Origin of the sequence: Collinsella sp. BA40, from assembly GCF_008014645.1 — a bacterium.
Classification (GTDB): domain Bacteria; phylum Actinomycetota; class Coriobacteriia; order Coriobacteriales; family Coriobacteriaceae; genus Collinsella.
The window spans coordinates 197,950-216,085 of record NZ_VOWY01000002.1 but is presented as its reverse complement, the minus strand read 5'-3'; the positions used below and the strand labels follow the sequence as shown (position 1 = coordinate 216,085).

The 18,136-nt window shown below is 66.6% G+C and carries 13 protein-coding genes; 4 read left to right on the top strand and 9 right to left on the bottom strand.

The features are described 5' to 3' along the window. Positions 1–173: 173 nt before the first annotated feature. Positions 174–2,576: a M48 family metallopeptidase gene (locus E4J93_RS01935; RefSeq protein WP_147587786.1), complete on the bottom strand. Its 2,403-nt coding sequence runs from the start codon at positions 2,574–2,576 to the stop codon at positions 174–176. A 487-nt stretch (positions 2,577–3,063) separates the two neighbouring features. On the opposite strand from E4J93_RS01935, the gene rlmD reads away from it, so the two are divergent. After that, a complete protein-coding gene (gene rlmD / locus E4J93_RS01930; RefSeq protein ID WP_147587818.1) occupies positions 3,064–4,284 on the top strand; it encodes a 23S rRNA (uracil(1939)-C(5))-methyltransferase RlmD in 1,221 nt (406 codons plus the stop codon). 568 nt (positions 4,285–4,852) lie between these two features. Here rlmD and E4J93_RS01925 read toward each other — a convergent pair. The 7 genes from E4J93_RS01925 to tilS form a co-directional block, all read right to left on the bottom strand. Next, positions 4,853–6,265, bottom strand: coding sequence for a lipase family protein (locus E4J93_RS01925; protein WP_255431866.1), 1,413 nt, complete (start codon positions 6,263–6,265; stop codon positions 4,853–4,855). 345 nt (positions 6,266–6,610) lie between these two features. Continuing rightward, the gene (locus E4J93_RS01920) at positions 6,611–7,207 is read right to left on the bottom strand and encodes an FmdE family protein (protein ID WP_147587785.1); all 597 of its coding nucleotides are present in this window, start codon (positions 7,205–7,207) and stop codon (positions 6,611–6,613) included. Between the two features lie 107 nt (positions 7,208–7,314). Next, complete coding sequence (locus tag E4J93_RS01915; protein ID WP_147587784.1) at positions 7,315–8,142, bottom strand: phosphatase; 828 nt, start codon at positions 8,140–8,142, stop codon at positions 7,315–7,317. Positions 8,143–8,216: 74 nt separating this feature from the next. Beyond that, positions 8,217–9,047: a hypothetical protein gene (locus E4J93_RS01910; RefSeq protein WP_147587783.1), complete on the bottom strand. Its 831-nt coding sequence runs from the start codon at positions 9,045–9,047 to the stop codon at positions 8,217–8,219. Between the two features lie 448 nt (positions 9,048–9,495). Further along, positions 9,496–11,589, bottom strand: coding sequence for an ATP-dependent zinc metalloprotease FtsH (ftsH, locus tag E4J93_RS01905; RefSeq protein ID WP_255431869.1), 2,094 nt, complete (start codon positions 11,587–11,589; stop codon positions 9,496–9,498). 166 nt (positions 11,590–11,755) lie between these two features. Next, positions 11,756–12,304 (bottom strand): hypoxanthine phosphoribosyltransferase, encoded by a 549-nt coding sequence (gene hpt / locus E4J93_RS01900; RefSeq protein ID WP_147587782.1) that lies wholly within the window; start codon positions 12,302–12,304, stop codon positions 11,756–11,758. Between the two features lie 132 nt (positions 12,305–12,436). After that, on the bottom strand, positions 12,437–13,999 hold the full coding sequence (tilS, locus tag E4J93_RS01895) for a tRNA lysidine(34) synthetase TilS (protein ID WP_187231561.1): 1,563 nt from the start codon (positions 13,997–13,999) through the stop codon (positions 12,437–12,439). 46 nt (positions 14,000–14,045) lie between these two features. On the opposite strand from tilS, the gene E4J93_RS01890 reads away from it, so the two are divergent. After that, entirely contained in the window at positions 14,046–14,915 is an 870-nt protein-coding gene (locus E4J93_RS01890) for an MBL fold metallo-hydrolase (protein WP_229056395.1), read from the top strand. A 497-nt stretch (positions 14,916–15,412) separates the two neighbouring features. Here E4J93_RS01890 and E4J93_RS01885 read toward each other — a convergent pair whose 3' ends face one another. Then, positions 15,413–15,847, bottom strand: coding sequence for an Hsp20 family protein (locus E4J93_RS01885; protein WP_147587780.1), 435 nt, complete (start codon positions 15,845–15,847; stop codon positions 15,413–15,415). 304 nt (positions 15,848–16,151) lie between these two features. Between E4J93_RS01885 and E4J93_RS01880 the strand changes: the two genes are divergently transcribed. Both E4J93_RS01880 and E4J93_RS01875 read left to right on the top strand, forming a co-directional pair. Beyond that, a complete protein-coding gene (locus tag E4J93_RS01880; RefSeq protein ID WP_147587779.1) occupies positions 16,152–16,517 on the top strand; it encodes a hypothetical protein in 366 nt (121 codons plus the stop codon). 182 nt (positions 16,518–16,699) lie between these two features. Further along, positions 16,700–17,935: a cysteine desulfurase family protein gene (locus E4J93_RS01875; protein ID WP_147587778.1), complete on the top strand. Its 1,236-nt coding sequence runs from the start codon at positions 16,700–16,702 to the stop codon at positions 17,933–17,935. Positions 17,936–18,136: the final 201 nt, after the last annotated feature.

Here is an 18,136-nt window from a genome sequence, read left to right as displayed (position 1 = left end):
ACCTCCCTTTCCCGGCACGCAGCGATGCGCGCCGAAAACGCGTGACGAGGTGCCTTGTGCAACCCCGCACGACAGCCGTATGACCCGAGCCTACCCCTCCGCGCAAGGGGTAACCGCCCGCTTTCGCCCAGTGCGCGCTCGCGTACGGTAAAGGGCGGGCAGGCAGCCGGCGGCTATCGCACGGGGCGGCCGACCCCCTGCAGGGAGCGCGTGACCGAGGCGAGCACGTCGTAGCTGTTGGGGCCTACGTCCGTCGACGACAGGAAGTGGACGAGCATGAGCGCGGCATCGAAGCAGCCGGCGTCAACCAGCCCCAACGCCGCGGTGGCCACAGCCTCTACCAGCGACGACACCGGCGCCAGCGGCACGCCCTCGGCACGTGCGATCGCCTGCGCCTCGTCGCGCGCGGGCTTACGGCTTAGATGGTTCTCGCGCATGAGCTCGTCCATCTCCTGCTGGGCCTCGCCGTAGAAGATCGAATCGCGGCGCACCAGCGCGTAGCAGGCAAGGCCGAGCTGGGGCTGCCCCATCTGCCAGAAGAAATACCCCAGGCGATAGTAGCAGCAGGCCACATCGGTGGGCACGGAGGCAACCTTCAACCCCTCGATAAGCGCCTGGACCGCCTCGGGCATCTTGCCCATATCGCGATAGACGAGCGCCAGCGAATGGTAGGCGTTGAACGACGTGGGTGCCAGGCCGACGAGCTCGATTGCCAGCTGCAGGGCGTCCTCGAGATTGTCGCGCTCACGGTACATGCGGCACAGCACCGAGCGGGCGTCGAACGCCGAGTCGGGAACCTTGCGGAACCGCTGCTGCCCCTCGAGCTCCAGGCCGCCGGCCAGCACGCGCGATGCCATGTTGCAGCAATACAGCGGCACGCGGTCATCGCCCTGCAGCGCATCGGCGGCATCGTAGGCCGAAACGAGATCGGCCACCTCGCTGAGCACCGACGAATCGCCGTCCTCCTCGCGCGCGAGCAACTCGCGAAAACGCTCGCGAAGCGGGTCGTCGCCCGATCCGTATACATCCAGGTCGCACACGCGATCGGCGCGCAGGAACGTGGCCAGCGCCGGCGGCAGCGGGCGGTCGTCCTCGGCGGTGGGCACCATACGGCAGGGGATGCCGGGATCAAGCGGATCCACGCCCTCGAACACGCCGTCGAGCTCGGTGGCAAAGCGATGCGCGCGCGGAGAGACCATCTCCATCAGGGCGGCGGACGTCAGCTTCTCCTCAAGCAGCGCATGCGAGGCGACCTTCGGGAGCACGCCCATGGCGAAGGGCCGGCGGTCGTAGGCGATGGTGAGTACGGCGCCGCCCGACAGCAGGCGCTCGTGCAGCGTCAGCACCACGCGCGTCACGCCAACGCCCGCCCCGAACGCCACCGCCGCCAGCAATACGGAAAGGCGCAGCGCATAGCAGCGGCGCGCTTCCACGCGCTCGCCGTCGTGCTCGAACGGCCAGGCGCTCGAAGCGGGCACCGTGGCGTCGATCGCAAACAGCCCGGCGCGGGCATCGCAGTCGAAGGTGTAATCGAACCCGAACGGCGTGCGCAGGCCCTCCGCCCCCGCAGCGAAGCGCGTGCGTACGTCCCACTCGCCACCGCGCGCGGCCACGGCGCCGGCGACCTCGGAAAACGGGCTCGCCTCCTCGCACCCCCGCAGGCGCGTTTCGGCGCCCGAGGGAAACGCGCACAGCGCGGTGCGGGCCACGGCCTCGCAAGCGTCCTCGCTCAGCGAGCTGGTGAACGGGGAAGCGCCGTCGTCGTCGGAGAGCATCCGGTCGATGAACACCAGGCGGTTGAGCGCGCCCTCCACCGCCTGCAGGGTATCGACCTCGCGATCGACCATGTTTTCACGGCTGTAGCCCGTCCAGAACATGCCCGTCGAAGCCAGGCGGCGCAGGTCGATCTCGTGCGTCGCGGCGATGGGGCGCACGTACTCGGCCCCCGCCGCAAGCAGGGACCGGGCGGCGAAGCGCTCGAATCCGCTCGCGTCATCCTTCTCGCCCCGGTAGATCAAGGCGTCGATCGAATCGGCATACGGCGCGCCCATGAGCTCGTCGAGCACATCGCCCACCGTCTCCAAGACCAACGCTTCGCCGCGCTCCCGTGGCAGCAGCCAGTGCGCCACGAAGCACGCGGCGCCCATCTCGTCCACGTCGTACGAGCCCGATGCATACGGCCCCATATCGTGCCTGCTGCTGCTCACGGTAAGGCGGCCGGTCTTCTCGTCCTGGCCGAAACGGGCGGTCAGGGCGACGCGTCCGTCCGCGTCCACGTAAAACGCCACGTTATCGTCGCTTCGCGTGAGGCCGCACGCAGCTTCGCGATTCAGGCAGTCTGGAACCGGCTCGTCGCACGCGAAGATATTGCCTCCCAGCGCCAGCCAGGCCACCACCTTCACGCGGCGCGGCGCGACCACCTCCACCAGGTAGCCCATGCCCTTCTGGGGCTGCGGCGTGATGCAATCGGCCAGGGCGAACACACGGCCCCGTTCCTGGCCTGGCAGAGGTTTGAGGTTTCTCACCTTGGAAAACAACGATAGCTTGATGATCTTCCCGTCATCGCCCGCCGCCATATGCATCCCTCCCGCGCCTTGCCGCCAACGGCTTCCTATGGTTGCGCTCCATCGTATCAAAGCATGCGGACACGATGGAGAGCACTCGGCGGGCGGCCCGCGTTTGCTATGCTTGAATCCCGTTCGGGCGGGTCGCCGCCGAAGCCCCTACGCCTACCGCGGCGGGCGCGATGCAGCGCGCGACGCGGACAGCGGCCCGCGCGCCGGCAATACGGCGTCGAGCGCCCGGCACGCACCGGCGATCCAGGCCGCGGGGCAGGCGCGTCGGAAACGCGATGCAGACCGTGAAACACCCGAGCAACCATCCGCCAGAGCACGTTAGAGGGAGCACACCCCGGTGACTTACGAGCATTCCCCAGCACATGATCGAGCGCGCCGCGGCGCCCGCAACCGCAACGCGAACCGCGACCGCCGCGCCGTGGGCCGCGGCGGCGATCCGCGCCCGGCGCGCTGCCGCAAAAAACGCGATGCGCCTGCCGCGACCCCGATGCGCGGCGACGGCCCCTGCCCCGTCATGCGCGCATGCGGCGGCTGCGCATGGCTCAACCTGCCCTATCGAAAGCAGCTCGCGCGCAAGCAGGCGGCCATGGAAGAGCTCTTCGCGCCGCTGCTGTCCGCGCACGCTCCGGAGCTCGCGCTCGACCCCATCCGAGGCATGGGCGGCACCTGCGACGACGGCAAGCTGCCCGCCCCGCGCGCGTTCCGCCACAAAGCGGCGACCCCCTTCGCGCCCACCGCGGATGGAGGCGTTTCCTGCGGCTTCTTCGCCCGCGGCACCCACGACATCGTGGCCGTGCCCTCCTGCGCGGTAGAGGCGCCCGGTGCGCGCGCCATCCTCAACGGCGTGGCCGCGGCGGCGCAGGATCTGGGCATCTCCGCATACAACGAGGACACCCACCAGGGCCTGCTGCGCTACGCCGTCCTGCGCCTCGGCTGGAAATCGGCCGAGGGCGTGCTCACGCTGGTCACGAGCAGGCGCGACGTACCGCATCTGGACGAGCTCGCCGAGCGCGCGCAGCAGATCGACCCCCGTATCACCGTCGTCGCCCAAAACGTCAACCCGCGCGTCACCAACGCCATCCTGGGCGGCGAGACGCGCATCCTGCGCGGCCCCGACCATATGGCCGACAGCCTCCTGGGCTGCACGTTCTGCATCTCGCCAACCGCGTTCTACCAAACGAATCCCCAGCAGACCGAGGTGCTCTACCAACTCGCCATCGACGGCATGGACCTGCGTGCAGGGGACGTTCTCATGGACGCGTACTGCGGCAGCGGCACGATCGGCCTGTGCGCCGCGGCGGCCACGCGCGAGCGTGGTCGCGACATCAGGCTGCTGGGCGTCGAGCGCAACCCCGCCGGCATCGCCGACGCGCGACGCAACGCGGAGCTAAACGGGCTATCGAACGCAGCGGAGTTCCTCACCCGGGACGCCACCGACTACATGCTCGAAGCGGCGTCGCGAGGAGAGCGCGTCGACGTGCTCTCCATCGACCCGCCGCGCGCGGGCTCCACGCCGGAGTTCCTCAGCGCCGCCGCGGCGCTGGCACCGCGCCGCATCGTCTACGTGAGCTGCAACCCCGAGACGCAGGCACGCGACCTGGAACAGCTCCTATCAACCGGCTACGAGCTCCTGCGACTCACCCCTGTCGACATGTTTCCGCACACCGAGCACGTCGAAACCGTCGCCGTGCTCGAGCGCCGGGGCTAGAAGGCCGCTGGTCGGTAGGTTGCCTGCCGGCGGGCTGCCTGTCGGTGGGTTGCCTGCCGAACCGACCTGCCTGTCGCTCCGACCTGCCTGTTGGCCCGTCCGATGGGCTGCCTCGCCTGCCGACCGTCGGCCTTCCTGCCAGACCGACCGGCCTGTCGACCTGCCTTGCGCCGGACAACCCTTCTTTGCCGTCAGAAAAACTCGCCTAGATGGACTTCGGCTCGAATTCCTCCCAGCAAGCGCGGGTGCCGCGGTTTTCTCCCGCCTACGTGGCGAAATCAGCCTCTTTACCGTCAGAAATCCGCGGTTGCCGCCCGCCACCGTCAGGAATCCACGCCAACGTGCAGGCATGCGCCGCAAACCTCCCGGCAGCACCGGATCACCAATCCCTACCGTCAGGAATCCGCGCACCCAAGGAAGAGCAGCCGAGTTTCTCCCGATAGGACCAACCGCAAGCGCCGCAGCCCCCTGGCCGTGTCGAAAAACCGCGTGAACGGGGGCATCCCAAACGCTTTCATCCCGCGATGCTCGCGGCGGCTCGAATCTGGCAGCGCGCACCTTGGGAACGCTATGCAGGGCGGCCGGCATCAACCGCCAGCCCCGGCAGCGATTCCATCCAGGCGATATACACGCTTGGATAGTGACCGCGCAGGATGCGCGTCGGGTTGATGCGCAGCGCGCATGCGGCGGCAACCGAGGCCACGCCGCGGGGCGTCATCAGCGCACCGGCCGTCGGCACCGTACGCGCGAGCTCCGCTACCACGCCATCGATCGCCGTTTCGGCCTCGGCATCATACGAATCGCGGCCGCCCGTCAGGTGCTCGAACGCGTCCTGCATGGCGGCAAACCGCTCGCCGAAGCCCTCGTCATCGAGCGACGGCAGCGGCACGTCGACGCCGTAGCGCACGTAACCCCAGCTCTCAAGCGGCAGGTTGGTCACCAAGTCGGCAGGATTCACGATGTTGAAGATGTTCCCATACCGAGCGTCGTTTCCCCGCGCGTTCAGCGTCGTCCGCGGCGACGCGAACGTATAGGCGAAAACCCGCGGTGCACGCTGCATGGGAGCCTGCGCGGCGGCGTCCGCTTCGGTCCGCGCATCCTCGCCCGTACCCGCCGCCGCCCGATCGTCCAGCATCGCAGCTAGCAAGCCCGCCACGGCACCGCCGCGGCTGTGCCCCGTGAGCAGCACCGACACCTCGGCCCCGCGCGCGTCGGCCTCGTCGACCCATGCATCGAGCTCGCCCAGGATCTCCAAAGCCGCAACCTGGTACCCCGTATGGTCGTGCGACCGCTCATCTGCCAGCGCCTCGGCAGCCGCAGCGGCCTCGCCCGCACCCAGGTTGAAGTTGCTGAGCCATTCCGATCCGTAGCTTCCACGCACCGAGACTGCTATGAGCTCGCGCGGGGTGCCGTCCGGAGCCGGCATCAGCTCCTTGCGGGCCAGCCCGTATGCCACGCCGTCCGACTGCTGCGTCATCACGTCGAGCACCTCGTCCACAACCTCGCTGCGAAAACGATACGACCCCGTCTCGACCATATCGAACCCCAGCTGGTGAAGGACGTTCTCCATGTAGGGAGGGGTCTTCGAACCGCTTTGGTAGAAACCCGACTCCGCGTACGCCAGCGCGGCGAGCACCGAGCTCGCGCGAGCAAGATCGTGGTTGTACACCCGAGGGTCGCCGTCAAACCATGCATCGTCCCACAGCATATGCGAAGAGACCTCGCCGTTGCCCGCCATCCCGTAGCAGCTATACGTCACATCCGTTTCGAAGCGGCCGACGCGCGGCAGCTCGCCGGCATACGCCGTATCCGGAATCGCAGGGGAATCGACCGCTCCGGCACCGCGCAGCTCCTGACCATGTCGAATACCGAGCACGGCCGACCCAGATGCCGCCGCCGTGCCCAGCAAGACCAGCACCACCGCGATCGCGCGCCGGATGCCCGTCCATGTTAGTCGCCTCATACCGCGAACGTCGATCACGCGCGGCCTCCTCTCCTGCCTTGTGTGCACCCGAGGATAACGGGCGCTCGTGAAGCCGCTATGATGACCTGCTTACATTTTTATAAGAAACCCCGGCGCGGGCTGCATTCGGGCGAGCTCCCCGCCGCCCCGAGCCGCGCGCCGGTATCGCCGCCGCAGCCGCCGGCCGCGCTCCGCCAGCTTTCGCGCGAACGCCGCCGATCAGCAGCTCGCGCACACGCAAAGGCGGCGTGACCGGGATCCCCGCCCCGGCCACGCCGCCTTTTCTACCATGGACGCAGCGAGCCGCTGCATTTCGCGCACGCCCTCCGGGCTAAGCCGTCGGCCGGCGCCCAAAACAACCGGCTAGGCGCCGGCGACAATCTGCTCGGGCGTCAGCTCGGCGCCCTCGACGTAGTAGACGTGCTCGCCCGCGCACCGCTTGCAATACACATGCCCGTCGCGCTCGACGCCGCGGCCGTCGTGCACGCGCTCGCCGCACGCCTCGCAGACCTGCGTCACACGCGGCTTGCCGGGCAGGTCGCACTCGTCCATATCGGGCAGCTCGACCTCGTGCACATGGAACAGCTCGGTATCGGAATACTGGTTGAAGAACGCGACGACGTCCTCGCCCTTGGGGCAACGCGGCACGTCCTGGCGCTGCGAGATGCGAATCGCCTTGCCGCTGGCGATATCGTAGAAGCTTGCCGACATGATGCCGTAGTCGTACCACTTGAGGCGGCGCTTGCCCAGATGGCAATGGCTCACCGAGATCACGGCGTCTGCCAGGCAGCGGTCGCATTCCACGAAGGCGATCAAGTCGCGATAGGTATCGGGGTCCTCGATATGGAAGTACTCGAGCGCCAGGCGAGCCATGCGGGTGCCGATCATCTGACCGCCGCACAGATGGCCGTGGAAGGCGATGGCGCGATCGAGGTCCTCCTGCAAGGTGCGTTTCAACATCGGGCAGCTCCTTTCGCTGGGTGCTTTTGTATGCGAACGATGCTACGCGAGGCCGCGCGCAGGCGCAAGGTCGTCTGTTAGCCTTACAGCCACCCGGCGATCCCGCGCTACGCGCTCGGTGCCAGCTCCGTCAGGTCGCATACGCCGGCCGCCGCCAGCTCGCCCAAGAACGCGGCAGCGCTGCGGTTCATCACCAGTTCCTCGGGGAAGTCGATCGACGCGAGCATCTCGGCTGCCGCCGGCATGCGACCGATGTCGCACGCGATGTGCGCGTCCGTCGACACGGTTATGCCCACTCCCAGCTCGGCGCACCGGCGTGCGATATCGCGGCACCTCCGATAAGCGCCGCTCGTCGCCCCGCGCTGCAAGCTGTGCTCGTTGATCTCGATGAGCTTATGGGCGTCGCGCGCGGCGGCAAGCACCGTATCCAGATCGAACGGCACGCCCGAGCGCCCCACATGGCCCAGGATGAACACCTTGGGCTGCGCCAGCACGTTCAGATACATCTGCGTCGTCTCGTCCATCGTGGCCCCGTCCGCGAACGCGTTGTTATGCACACTCGCCACCACGTAATCGAGCGGCTCGGTCAGCCGTTCGAACAGGCTTTTCTCCTCCTTGTACAGACGTCCGACAATGCTGGCGTCGACCGGGATGTCCTGACCGAACAACCGCCCATCCAAGCCCAGGATATCCACCTCGGCACCGCGCAGCAGCACGACCCCGTCATGCTCGCGCGGCCACACGTCCATGTTGAGGAAGAACTGGTAGTTACGAATGTCCGATGTGGGGAACAGCATCCCGCTCAGATGGTCGGCCGACCCCAGCAGCTCCAGGCCGGCAGCACGCGCTGCCTGCAGGTTCTCCATAATTGTCGAATACGCGTGGCGCGAATACAGCGTATGCGTATGCGCGTCGCAACGAAACTCATACGTCATCTGGTTGCAGCCCCTTTCTTGGCATACCGGGCGGCGGGGATACACCGCAGCCGCGTGGTCGGCCGGCGCCGACCCTAGCGGCCGGCTTTCTCGTGAGCGCGGGCGCGACGGACCCGCGGAATGAAGCGCGCGGCAAACGAATTGTGGTCGCGCGTCTTCACGTACGCGAAACCCAGCACCGCGAAAACCAGCGCACCGATAAGGTTCACGATCAGGTCCGCCATGGTGTCGTGGATGCCGATATCCAGGTAGCCGCCGGGAATTGGGATAACCTCGCCCGACGCCAGGTTGATCTGGCTCGACACGATATCGCGCACGGGAATGGTGATGTTGGAGTTCGTGGGATCCAGCCACACCGTGTTGATGCCCTGGACCAAGGTGTCCTTCTGCATGTCCACGCCAATGAAGCAATCGGCGAAGTACTCGAAGATCTCCCAGCAGGCACCGATGCACATCGAGAACGCGATAGCCGAAATCGCCATGTACAACGGCGTGAGCTTGATCTTCGATGAATCGCTGCGGTTGAGAATGTCGAACAGCGCAAAGCCGATGCCCGCGCACAGGAAGCCCCAGGTGGTATGGAGGATGGTGTCCCAGAACGGAATGCGGATATAGAAGGCATCGATCTCGCCGAGTATCTCGGCAGCGAATATGAAGAGCAGGATGATGGACTCCAGCAGGTCGGGCAGCTCGATGTCGAGCGTGTGCTCGATAAGAGACGGCAGCAACAGCAGGAGCAGGGTGAGCACGCACAGCATCATATGCTCGTAGTGGCCCAGGAACGCCGAGCGCACAAGCGTGACGAGCACCAATGCCCTCAGCAGGAAATACAGCATGAACACCTTGGGCTCCTCGACCCGTTTGCGGTGCATAACCTCTTTGGCGCGCGAGATAAATCCGGCCACAGCGGTCCTCCTCGATGACGATTGACAACAACGCGCGCCCCGCGGGCCCGACGAGCCCGTCGACGCGTAGCAACAAGCCAGCGTCAGCGCAACGTCATCCCACTATACCCGCCCCGCCGCGGTTGGACGAAGAGCCTTGCTGAAATGCGCACAAGTTAACGCCGCGAGCGCAAGCCCGTTCGTCGGGAAACGCGGCCTCGCAGCCCAGCCGTCAGAAATCCGCGGCCACCATGTCCTCGAACGAAAATCCTCCCGGTAAGCGACTGGAAACCGCTCTAAAAAAGGAAGATCCCGCTCGCGAAGAGCGGGATCCCCTGATACAGCATTGTTCCACTGCAGCGTTCTTCCGATGCAGCACTCTTCCGATACGGCGTTGTTCCAGCACGTCGTTCTTGAACGGGCCGTTAGACCGACAGCGCCGTAAGGCTAGCAGCTACGCAAGCCCGGGCTACGCCTCGTCCCCGGCGTCGACGGAAGCATCTCCGCCATCGGCCGCGGCCCCATCTTTGCGGGCGGCCTCGGCATCGCGCTCGGCCTCGGCGGCAACGGCGGCCTCGGCGTACGCGGCTGCGTCGGCGGCGATCTCCTCGTCGCCCTGCTTGGGCTTGCGCGCGGCGGCGGCGTTGCGCTCCTCCTTCGCAGCGCGAATATCGACCTCGCGCTCCAGATAGCTATCCCACTCGTTGTCGAGCAGGGCCGTCACCGCATCGCCCTCGACGGTCTCGCGCTCGAGCAGCACCTGCGCCATCAGGTCGAGCTGATCGCGACGGGCCTCCAGAATGCGAACCGCGCGCTCGTGCGCCTCGCGCATGATGCGCTGGACCTCGATGTCGATGCGACGCGCCGTCTCCTCGGAGTAATCCTGGTGATCGGCGTAATCGCGACCAAGGAACACCTGGTGCTTGGCCTCGCCGAACACCATCGTTCCCAGCTCGTCGCTCATGCCCAGCCGGGTAACCATCTCGCGCGCCATCTTGGTAGCGCGCTCGAGGTCGTTGCTCGCGCCCGACGTGATGTCGTCGCACATGAGCTCCTCGGCGACGCGACCGCCCAGGAACACGGCGAGCTCGTCGAGCATCTCGTTGCGCGTCTTGAGGAAATGATCCTCGGCGGGAAGCTGCAACGTGTAGCCGAGCGCCTGACCGCGGCTGATGATCGAGATCTTGTGCACCGGGTCGGCGTTGTCCAGCACATGGCCCACCAACGCATGGCCGCTCTCGTGGTATGCGATGGTCGTGCGCTCGTGCTCGCTCATGACGCGGCCCTTGCGCTCGGGTCCGGCGATCACGCGCTCCATCGACTCCTCGATCTCGTCCATCGAGATGAGGCTGCGGTTGCGACGCGCCGCCAGCAACGCGGACTCGTTGAGCAGGTTGGCCAGGTCGGCGCCGGTGAAGCCCACGGTGAGCTGGGCGAGCTTGTCGAACTTCACGTCCTCGTCCAACGGCTTGTTGGCGGCATGGACGCGCAGGATCTGCTCGCGGCCCTTCACATCGGGGCGGTCCACCGTGACCTGGCGGTCGAAGCGACCCGGACGCAGCAAGGCGGGGTCGAGGACGTCGGGGCGGTTGGTGGCCGCGATCAAGATGACGTTCTCGGAGTCCTCGAAGCCGTCCATCTCGACGAGCAGCTGGTTGAGCGTCTGCTCGCGCTCGTCGTGGCCGCCTCCCAGGCCGGCGCCGCGCTGGCGACCCACGGCGTCGATCTCGTCGATGAAGATGATCGAGGGGGACTGCTCCTTGGCGTTCTTGAACAGGTCGCGCACGCGGCTCGCGCCCACGCCCACGAACATCTCGACGAAATCGGAGCCGGAGATGCTGAAGAACGGCACGCCCGCCTCGCCGGCAACCGCCTTGGCCAGCAGCGTCTTACCGGTGCCCGGAGGGCCCACCAGCAGCACGCCGCGCGGAATCTTGGCGCCGAGCTTACGGAAGCGCTCGGGTTCGGACAGGAAGTCGCGAATCTCCTCGAGCTCCTCCACGGCCTCGTCGATACCGGCCACGTCCTTGAACTTCACGTTGGGACGCGTGGCCGCGGTGGTCTTGGCGTCGGTCTTGCCAAACTGCATGGCCTTGTTGTTGGCGCCCATCATCTGGCGCATGAAGTAGAACATGAGTCCCACCAGCACCACCGTGGGCAGCAGGCCCATCAGGAGGTCGGCCAGGAAATCGGGGTCCTTGGTGTCGACCTCGTACTTCGTCTCGGGATGCTTGGCCATGAGCTCGGACAGCGAGTCGTTGCCCACATAGGTCGAGGTGAAGGCGGTCGCCTTCTTCTCGTCGCCTACGTCCTTCTTCTTTTCCCAGAACGAACCGGCCAGCTTGCCGTCCATCACCGTGTAGGTCGCGCTCTCCACGCGGCCGTCCTCCACAGCCGAAACGAACTCGCTGGTAGGAAGCTCGACAGAGCTCTTCACGCCGCGCGCGTTGCTGCCCAGGCTGAAGAACACGTAGGCGAGCAGCGCACAAGCAACCAGAAAGTAAAGCCAGTTGGCCCGCGACGGACCCGTACCGCGGCGTCCCGGGCCGCCGAAGCCGCCCATGCCGGGACCTCCCTGGCCGCCATCGGGGTTGGGGCCCATCATCTTGCGATCGGCCGGACCGGGTGCACCCTGCTCGGGCTTCTGGCGCTCCGCCTGCTCGTCCTGCTCGCCGTCCTGCGCGCGCAGCACGACGCCCTCACTCGCTCGATTGAACGATTCCGACATATTACGAATAAACCTCCGGCTTGAGCACGCCCACGTACGGGAGGTTGCGATAGCGCTCGGCATAGTCGAGGCCGTAACCCACCACGAACGCGTCGGGGCAGTGCGTTCCTACATACTTCGGCTCGACGGCCGTGGTGCGGCCCTCGACATCCTTCCACAGGAAGGCGGCCACCTCGAGCGAGGCGGGCTGGCGGCTGGCCAGGTTCTTCATGAGGTACTTGAGCGTGAGGCCCGAATCCAGGATGTCCTCGACGATCAACACGTCGCGGCCCTTGATATCGATATCGAGGTCCTTCACGATGCGAACCACGCCCGAGGACTTCACGCCGTCGCCGTAGCTCGACACGGCCATGAAATCGATGGCGAGCGGCGCCTCGATGGCGCGCATGAGGTCGCCCATGAAGACGACGGCACCGCGGAGCACGGCGATCAGCACCAGGTCCTTGCCCTCGTAGTCACGCTTGATTTCCTCGCCCATGCGCTTGACCATAGCGGCGATGTCCTCGCGGGAGAACAGTACTTCCTCAACGTCCGGATGCAGTGCTTCCATGGCAACCCTTTCTGTGTGATTCAACTGCTGCCTTACGCTCGCTGCCGTCCAGCAGCGGGGCAGTAGCTACAACCGTAGCGTAATTGTCCAATTCTACCAGGCTCGATGAAACAATGGCCCAAAACGCCACGCTTACGCGATAACCCGGCGCATCTCCAGCTGGAGCACATAGCGCGTGGCGGGCGTGCACTTGAATCGCTCGTCCACACGCACCCCGGCAACCCACACGATGGCGCCCTGCGGCGTGGTGCGCAACACCGGGACGAGCGGACGCTCCGCAACCGGAATCCTGGCGGCACCCAAGATATCCGAGAGCTTCTTCGTACGCCCGCTCATGCCCAACGGGCACATGATGTCGCCCGCAGCCGGCGCATCCACCCACAGGCGCGGCCGATGCGCCACGGGCACGGCGCTGCGGCAGGAGCCGCACAGACCCTCAAGGTCGCGTTCGGCGTAGCCGAGCGACTCGGCGTCGACCCACACCGAGGCCGCCCCGCCAAGCGCGCCGACTTCGTCCGCCGAGGCCTCGCGCGCCAGCGCCACGGGGTCGTCACCTGGCACGATGCGGCGGACACGCGCCGAAAGCAAGCAGCCGTTGGCAACGGCGAAGGGTTCGTCCAGCTCGATCCAACCGGCCGCCAACTCCTCGCAGGCGGCACGCGTGCGTAGCGAGAGCGCGCCGAACTCCATGCGCGCATCGATCCCGCAGGGCAACGTCGTCGAGCCCGAGCCCGCTCCCACCAGGGCGAGCACGGCTTCGACGTGGCGCATCTCCAGGCGCGCGTCGGCGTCGAGCATGCCCACCGCGCGCCGCACCATGCGGCGAGCCACCGCCACCTCCGAGGCCGCCAGCTTGTTACCGTCCAGTACCAGCAGCCCCTCCTGCGTCCGGATCATGCACACGCGCAGCGCCGTAGCCGCAAGCTGAGACATGAACGCGTCCTCGTCGCCCAGGATGTCGCAGGACGCGCACACCGCGCGCTCGAGGTTGGCGTTGCACGCCTCGGCCAGCGGCACGATGTTGTGGCGGATGAAGTTACGCAGATAGGCGGTGTCCTGGTTGGACTCGTCTTCGCGCCACGCCTGGTCGTTCACCCGCAGGTAATGCACGAGGTCCTCGTGCGTCCTGTCGATGAGCGGGCGCACGATGATATTGCGGCGGCGCGGGATGCTCGACAGGCCCGCGGGCCCCGAGCCCTTGATGGCGTTCATGAAGAACGTCTCCGTGCGGTCGCTCGAGGTGTGCGCGGTAAGGATGCGTGCCGCCGAGCGCGCGGTACCCATCTCGCGCGACAGGTCGTTCACCAACCGGCGCGCGGCGGCGTAGCGCACCTCGCGCGCGGCAGCTTCCAGATTCTGGCCGTCGAGCTCGGTGAACGACGCATGCTCCACGCACAGCGGCAACCCGTAGCGCTCGCACAGGTCGCGGACGAACGCCTCGTCCGCATCGGACGCCGCGCCGCGTAGATGATGGTTGACATGCAGCACGTGCAGCCGCTCGCGAGCGATCGTCGCGACGCCGCGGCCGTCGGCGATATCCAGCTTCGACGTGCAGGCCATCAGCACCAGCGCCGTGGAGTCCGCGCCGCCTGATACCATGAGCACCACAGGAGCGCTGCGCTCGCCGCCATTCGGGCGCGAGGGCTTGCGGGATGTTCCATTGTGTTGTGCGCAATACTGGGCAACCGTGGGCATACGACCTCCTTGTTATCACGTTGTCATTGTATCCATAAGGAGCCGCATGCACGCCACCCCGCCCACATTACCCGCAGTCGTCCGCACCGGCGCCGCACCCATGCACGGCCGCCTGCGCCTGCACGTGCTAGCCAGCGGATCAAAGGGAAACTGCGCTATCGTCGAGAGCGGCCAGGGCCTCGTTATGATCGACAACGGCCTGTCGCGCAAGGAGACGCGCGCCCGCATGCGGGAGCTGGGGCTCGACGAGCAGCTCGTACGGGGCGTCGTCGTCACGCACGAGCACGGCGACCACACGAAGGGCCTGGGCGTATGGCTCCGAGCCTTCCCGGCACCGCTCTATGCAAGCCGCGGCACGCTCGCCGCGCGAGCGGCCACGCGCGACCTTGCCGCCAACGAGTTCGATCCCGGCGACCAGCTCGAGCTCGCCGGCATGCGCATCACCGCGTTTTCCACCTCGCACGATGTGGAAAATCCCGTGGGCCTGCTCATCGAGGGTCAAAACGACGCCATCGGCTTCATGACGGACACCGGCGTCATGCCCGCCGAGGCGGGGCGCTTGCTGCGCGGCGCGCGCATCCTCGCCCTCGAATCCAACCACGATCCCGCGTTGCTGCGCCACGGCCCCTATCCGCTCTCCCTACAAGATCGCATCGCCTCCGCGCAGGGTCATCTCTCGAACGAGCAGTCGGCCGAGGCCGCGCGGCAGCTCGTAACCGGCGCGACCGAGCAACTCGTCGCCATGCACATCTCGCAGGAAAACAACCGCCCGAGCCTCGCCGTGCGTGCGCTGGCTGCAGGCCTGGATGCCGAGCTGATCGACCAGCTCGGAACCGCCGCCGTCCGGACACGAGCCGACGGCTCGACCCTCTCCATCCGCCCCGCGGGCCAAAATCGCCCCCTCACCGTAGCGTGAAGCACGGCCGTCCCCGCGGTCTCGCGCCCGATTGGCCGTGTGCACGCGCCTTCGTGCCCGCACGTATGGTTTCTGCCCCGTACGGTGTTTGTGCGTATGGCTTCCACCGCGAACGGTGTTTGTACGTATGGTTTCCGCACCATTCGTGCGCATACGTATGGTTTTTGCCACATGCGGCGTTTGTGCGTATGGTTCTCGCCCTGTACAGCGCTCGTGCGTATGGTTTCCGCACCATTTGTGCGCATACGTATGGTTTTTGCCACATGCGGCGTTTGTGCGTATGAATTTGTGGCGCCATTGGCCCGCTAAGCGTCACAAACCCATACGTACAAAATGCCCCCTCGCGCGCGTTCGCCCGCATCCACGCATTCCATATCAAAAACGAGGGCTCCGACGCGTCTGAAGTGCCTCCCATTTCTCGTGTCCAAGAAATGGGAGGCAGTTCATCAGCGCCGGAGCCCTCGTGCTCTATGACCGGGAGCGTCTGGTTGTGCAGATTAGTCGATCGCAACCTTGGTGACGTTCTTCTTCTCCACGAACTTGGGAACGGAAACCGTCAGCACGCCGTCGGCGTAGCGGGCGGTCAGGCCCTCGCACGCCGCATCCTTCAGGTAGACGCCGCGCGTTGCCGAGTAGGACACGAACTCCTTCTGCAGATAGTTCTTATCCTTGTTCTCCTCGGACTCCTCCACGTTCACGGAGATGGAGAGACGACCCTCGTTGAGCTCGACATCGATGTCGTCCTTGCTCACGCCGGTCAGATATGCCTTCACCTCGTAGGCATCGCCCTGATCCTCGACGTCGATAGGGAACGCCTTGGACGCCATGGCGTTGTTGGAGAAATCCATCATGTCGTCGAACGCGTCGAACAGCGAGGCGGGGACAACGGGGCGAACGCCGAAAACAGAACGATACGGAACCATGCTAGCCATATGAATCACTCCTCTGTGATTGCCGGGCCTTGCATGGGGCCCGGTCTTCTTTGGACAGGGTTCTTATTCCCCGCTCCCACGCCGATAAACAGAATCCCTCATATTTTCTAAGCGTCATATATTCATCAAATCTAAGTGCATCTAACTAAGATGTTAGCAATCTGTTGGATTCTGGCAGGTCGAGCCATTCACATCCAGCTGTGATACGGATATGGAGACGCCTCGGGTTTTACACGAAAGAAAAACGCGTCGCGGACGGCACACGTACAATGGTTGCAATCTCGCCTGTTAGATAAGGGGCATCATGACCGCATTCGACGAACCGTCGCCGTCCACGCGCGACGCCAGCGAACAGCCGCACGGGCGGCGTCATATGGGAACGGCCACGTCCGATCCCTCGTACCTGCCCCTCACCCCGCAAGAGCAGGCCCGCGAGCGCGCCTTGGCACGCGAGCGCCAGCAGCAAGAACGAGCCCAGCACCCGCAGGCGACGGGAGGCCGCTACAAGGGCCTTCAGCATTCCGAGCGTTACCTGCAAACACCTAAACCGGGCCACACCATCTTCACCTCGAAGTACGAGCGCCGTCGCCGGCGCACCAAGACCATAGCGGTCGTCGCGGTCATCGCCCTCATCCTGGCCGCCGCGGCCTGGTTCCTGTTCCTGCGCTAACCCGCATCCAGGCCGATACGCGCGACGCCCGGACTGCCGACTACCCGGACTGCCAACCGCCCGCGTCGCAGCGACACGCCCCCGGTCCCCACGCGGGCAGCGGACGCGAAACGGCCCGAGCCGCACCCCATCCACCCGCCGGCCGCGCGTCACGGCCCGCGCGCCCATCCGGAGGATCAACCATGCCTGCTTCCGCAGAGCCGTACATCTACGCCGACAACGCCGCCACCACGCCGCTGTCGCCCGCCGCCCTGCAAGCCATGATGCCCTTCCTCACCAGCACCTTCGGCAACCCCAGCGGCATCCATCGCGTGGCGCGCGAAGCCGCCGATGCGCTTGCCGACGCCCGTGCGCGCATCGCAACCTGCCTGGGCGCCGGAGCCCCTAACGACATCTTCTTCACCAGCGGCGGATCGGAATCCGACACCTGGGTGCTTCACGGCGCGGTCCAGCGCTTTCGCGACCAATTCGGCGCCGGCGCGCGGGTGCGCGTCGTTACAAGCGCCATCGAGCACCACGCCATTCTGCACGGCTGCGACGAGCTCGAGCGCGCGGGCGTCGAGATCATGCACCTGCCCGTAGATACCGAGGGTTTCGTAGCCCCCGCCGACCTGCGGCGTGCGCTCCGGGATGCCAGCGCCGCCGACCATGCCGCCGGCGTCGACGCGCCCCCCGCGGCGCTGGTCAGCATCATGCTGGCAAACAACGAGGTGGGCGCCGTGCAGGACATCGCGCAGCTCGCCGCCATCGCCCACGAATTCGACGTCCCGTTCCACACGGATGCCGTGCAGGCCGTGGGCCACATCCCGGTAGACGCACGGGCCCTGGGCGTCGACGCGCTCTCGCTCTCCGGCCACAAGTTCCACGGACCGCGCGGCATAGGCGCGCTCTACCTGCGCCCCGGCTTCTCCATCCCGCCGCTCATCACCGGCGGCGCCCAGGAGCGCGGCCTGCGCGCGGGCACCGAGAACCTTGCGGGAGCCGCGGGCATGGCGGCCGCGCTCGCAGAGGCCTGCGCGGACCTTGAGCCGCGAGCCGCCCACGTGGCGGCCCTACGCGACGCCTTTATCCAAGGCATCCTAGACGCATGCGAAAACGTGCAGCTCACCGGGCCTGCGCCGAGCGAGCACCGCCTGCCCTCCATCGCGTCCTTCGTCTGCCGCGACTGCGATAGCGAGTTGCTCGTCATGTTGCTCGACCGCGCGGGCGTAGCCGCAGCCGCGGGCTCGGCCTGCGCCACCGGCTCCACCGAGCCCTCGCACGTCATAACGGCCCTGGGCATAGCCGACCCCACCTGGGCGCACGGGAGCGTGCGCTTCTCCCTGGCAGACGATGTGTCCGCGGCCGACGTGGACCTCTTGCTCGAACGCGTCCCCGCCTGCATCCGCCGCGCGCGCCTCATCAGCAGCATGCGCTAACGGCGCGCGCCCGCCCCGGGCGGCACTTGGGGCGCGTGCACCAGAACTTCTCGCAAGCGAGTGCTCCACCTGCGTGCGCCCGCGCCCGCGCGCACGCCGACGCCCTCATGCCCGCCCTCGCAACATGCGCCCCAACACGGCGGCCTTGCATGAGCAAACGGGTCCTCTCGTCCTTTTTTCTCCCCCATTTCCCAGTAGGTT

What these genes read in the sequence shown, in the direction of transcription:
- hpt (WP_147587782.1), bottom strand. Translation starts at nt 12,304, where the DNA reads ATGGAAGCACTGCATCCGGACGTTGAGGAAGTACTGTTCTCCCGCGAG.
- E4J93_RS01935 (WP_147587786.1), bottom strand. Translation starts at nt 2,576, where the DNA reads ATGGCGGCGGGCGATGACGGGAAGATCATCAAGCTATCGTTGTTTTCC.
- E4J93_RS01890 (WP_229056395.1), top strand. Translation starts at nt 14,046, where the DNA reads ATGCACGCCACCCCGCCCACATTACCCGCAGTCGTCCGCACCGGCGCC.
- E4J93_RS01880 (WP_147587779.1), top strand. Translation starts at nt 16,152, where the DNA reads ATGACCGCATTCGACGAACCGTCGCCGTCCACGCGCGACGCCAGCGAA.
- E4J93_RS01885 (WP_147587780.1), bottom strand. Translation starts at nt 15,847, where the DNA reads ATGGCTAGCATGGTTCCGTATCGTTCTGTTTTCGGCGTTCGCCCCGTT.
- E4J93_RS01920 (WP_147587785.1), bottom strand. Translation starts at nt 7,207, where the DNA reads ATGTTGAAACGCACCTTGCAGGAGGACCTCGATCGCGCCATCGCCTTC.
- rlmD (WP_147587818.1), top strand. Translation starts at nt 3,064, where the DNA reads ATGCGCGGCGACGGCCCCTGCCCCGTCATGCGCGCATGCGGCGGCTGC.
- E4J93_RS01915 (WP_147587784.1), bottom strand. Translation starts at nt 8,142, where the DNA reads ATGACGTATGAGTTTCGTTGCGACGCGCATACGCATACGCTGTATTCG.
- ftsH (WP_255431869.1), bottom strand. Translation starts at nt 11,589, where the DNA reads ATGGGCGGCTTCGGCGGCCCGGGACGCCGCGGTACGGGTCCGTCGCGG.
- E4J93_RS01875 (WP_147587778.1), top strand. Translation starts at nt 16,700, where the DNA reads ATGCCTGCTTCCGCAGAGCCGTACATCTACGCCGACAACGCCGCCACC.
- tilS (WP_187231561.1), bottom strand. Translation starts at nt 13,999, where the DNA reads ATGCCCACGGTTGCCCAGTATTGCGCACAACACAATGGAACATCCCGC.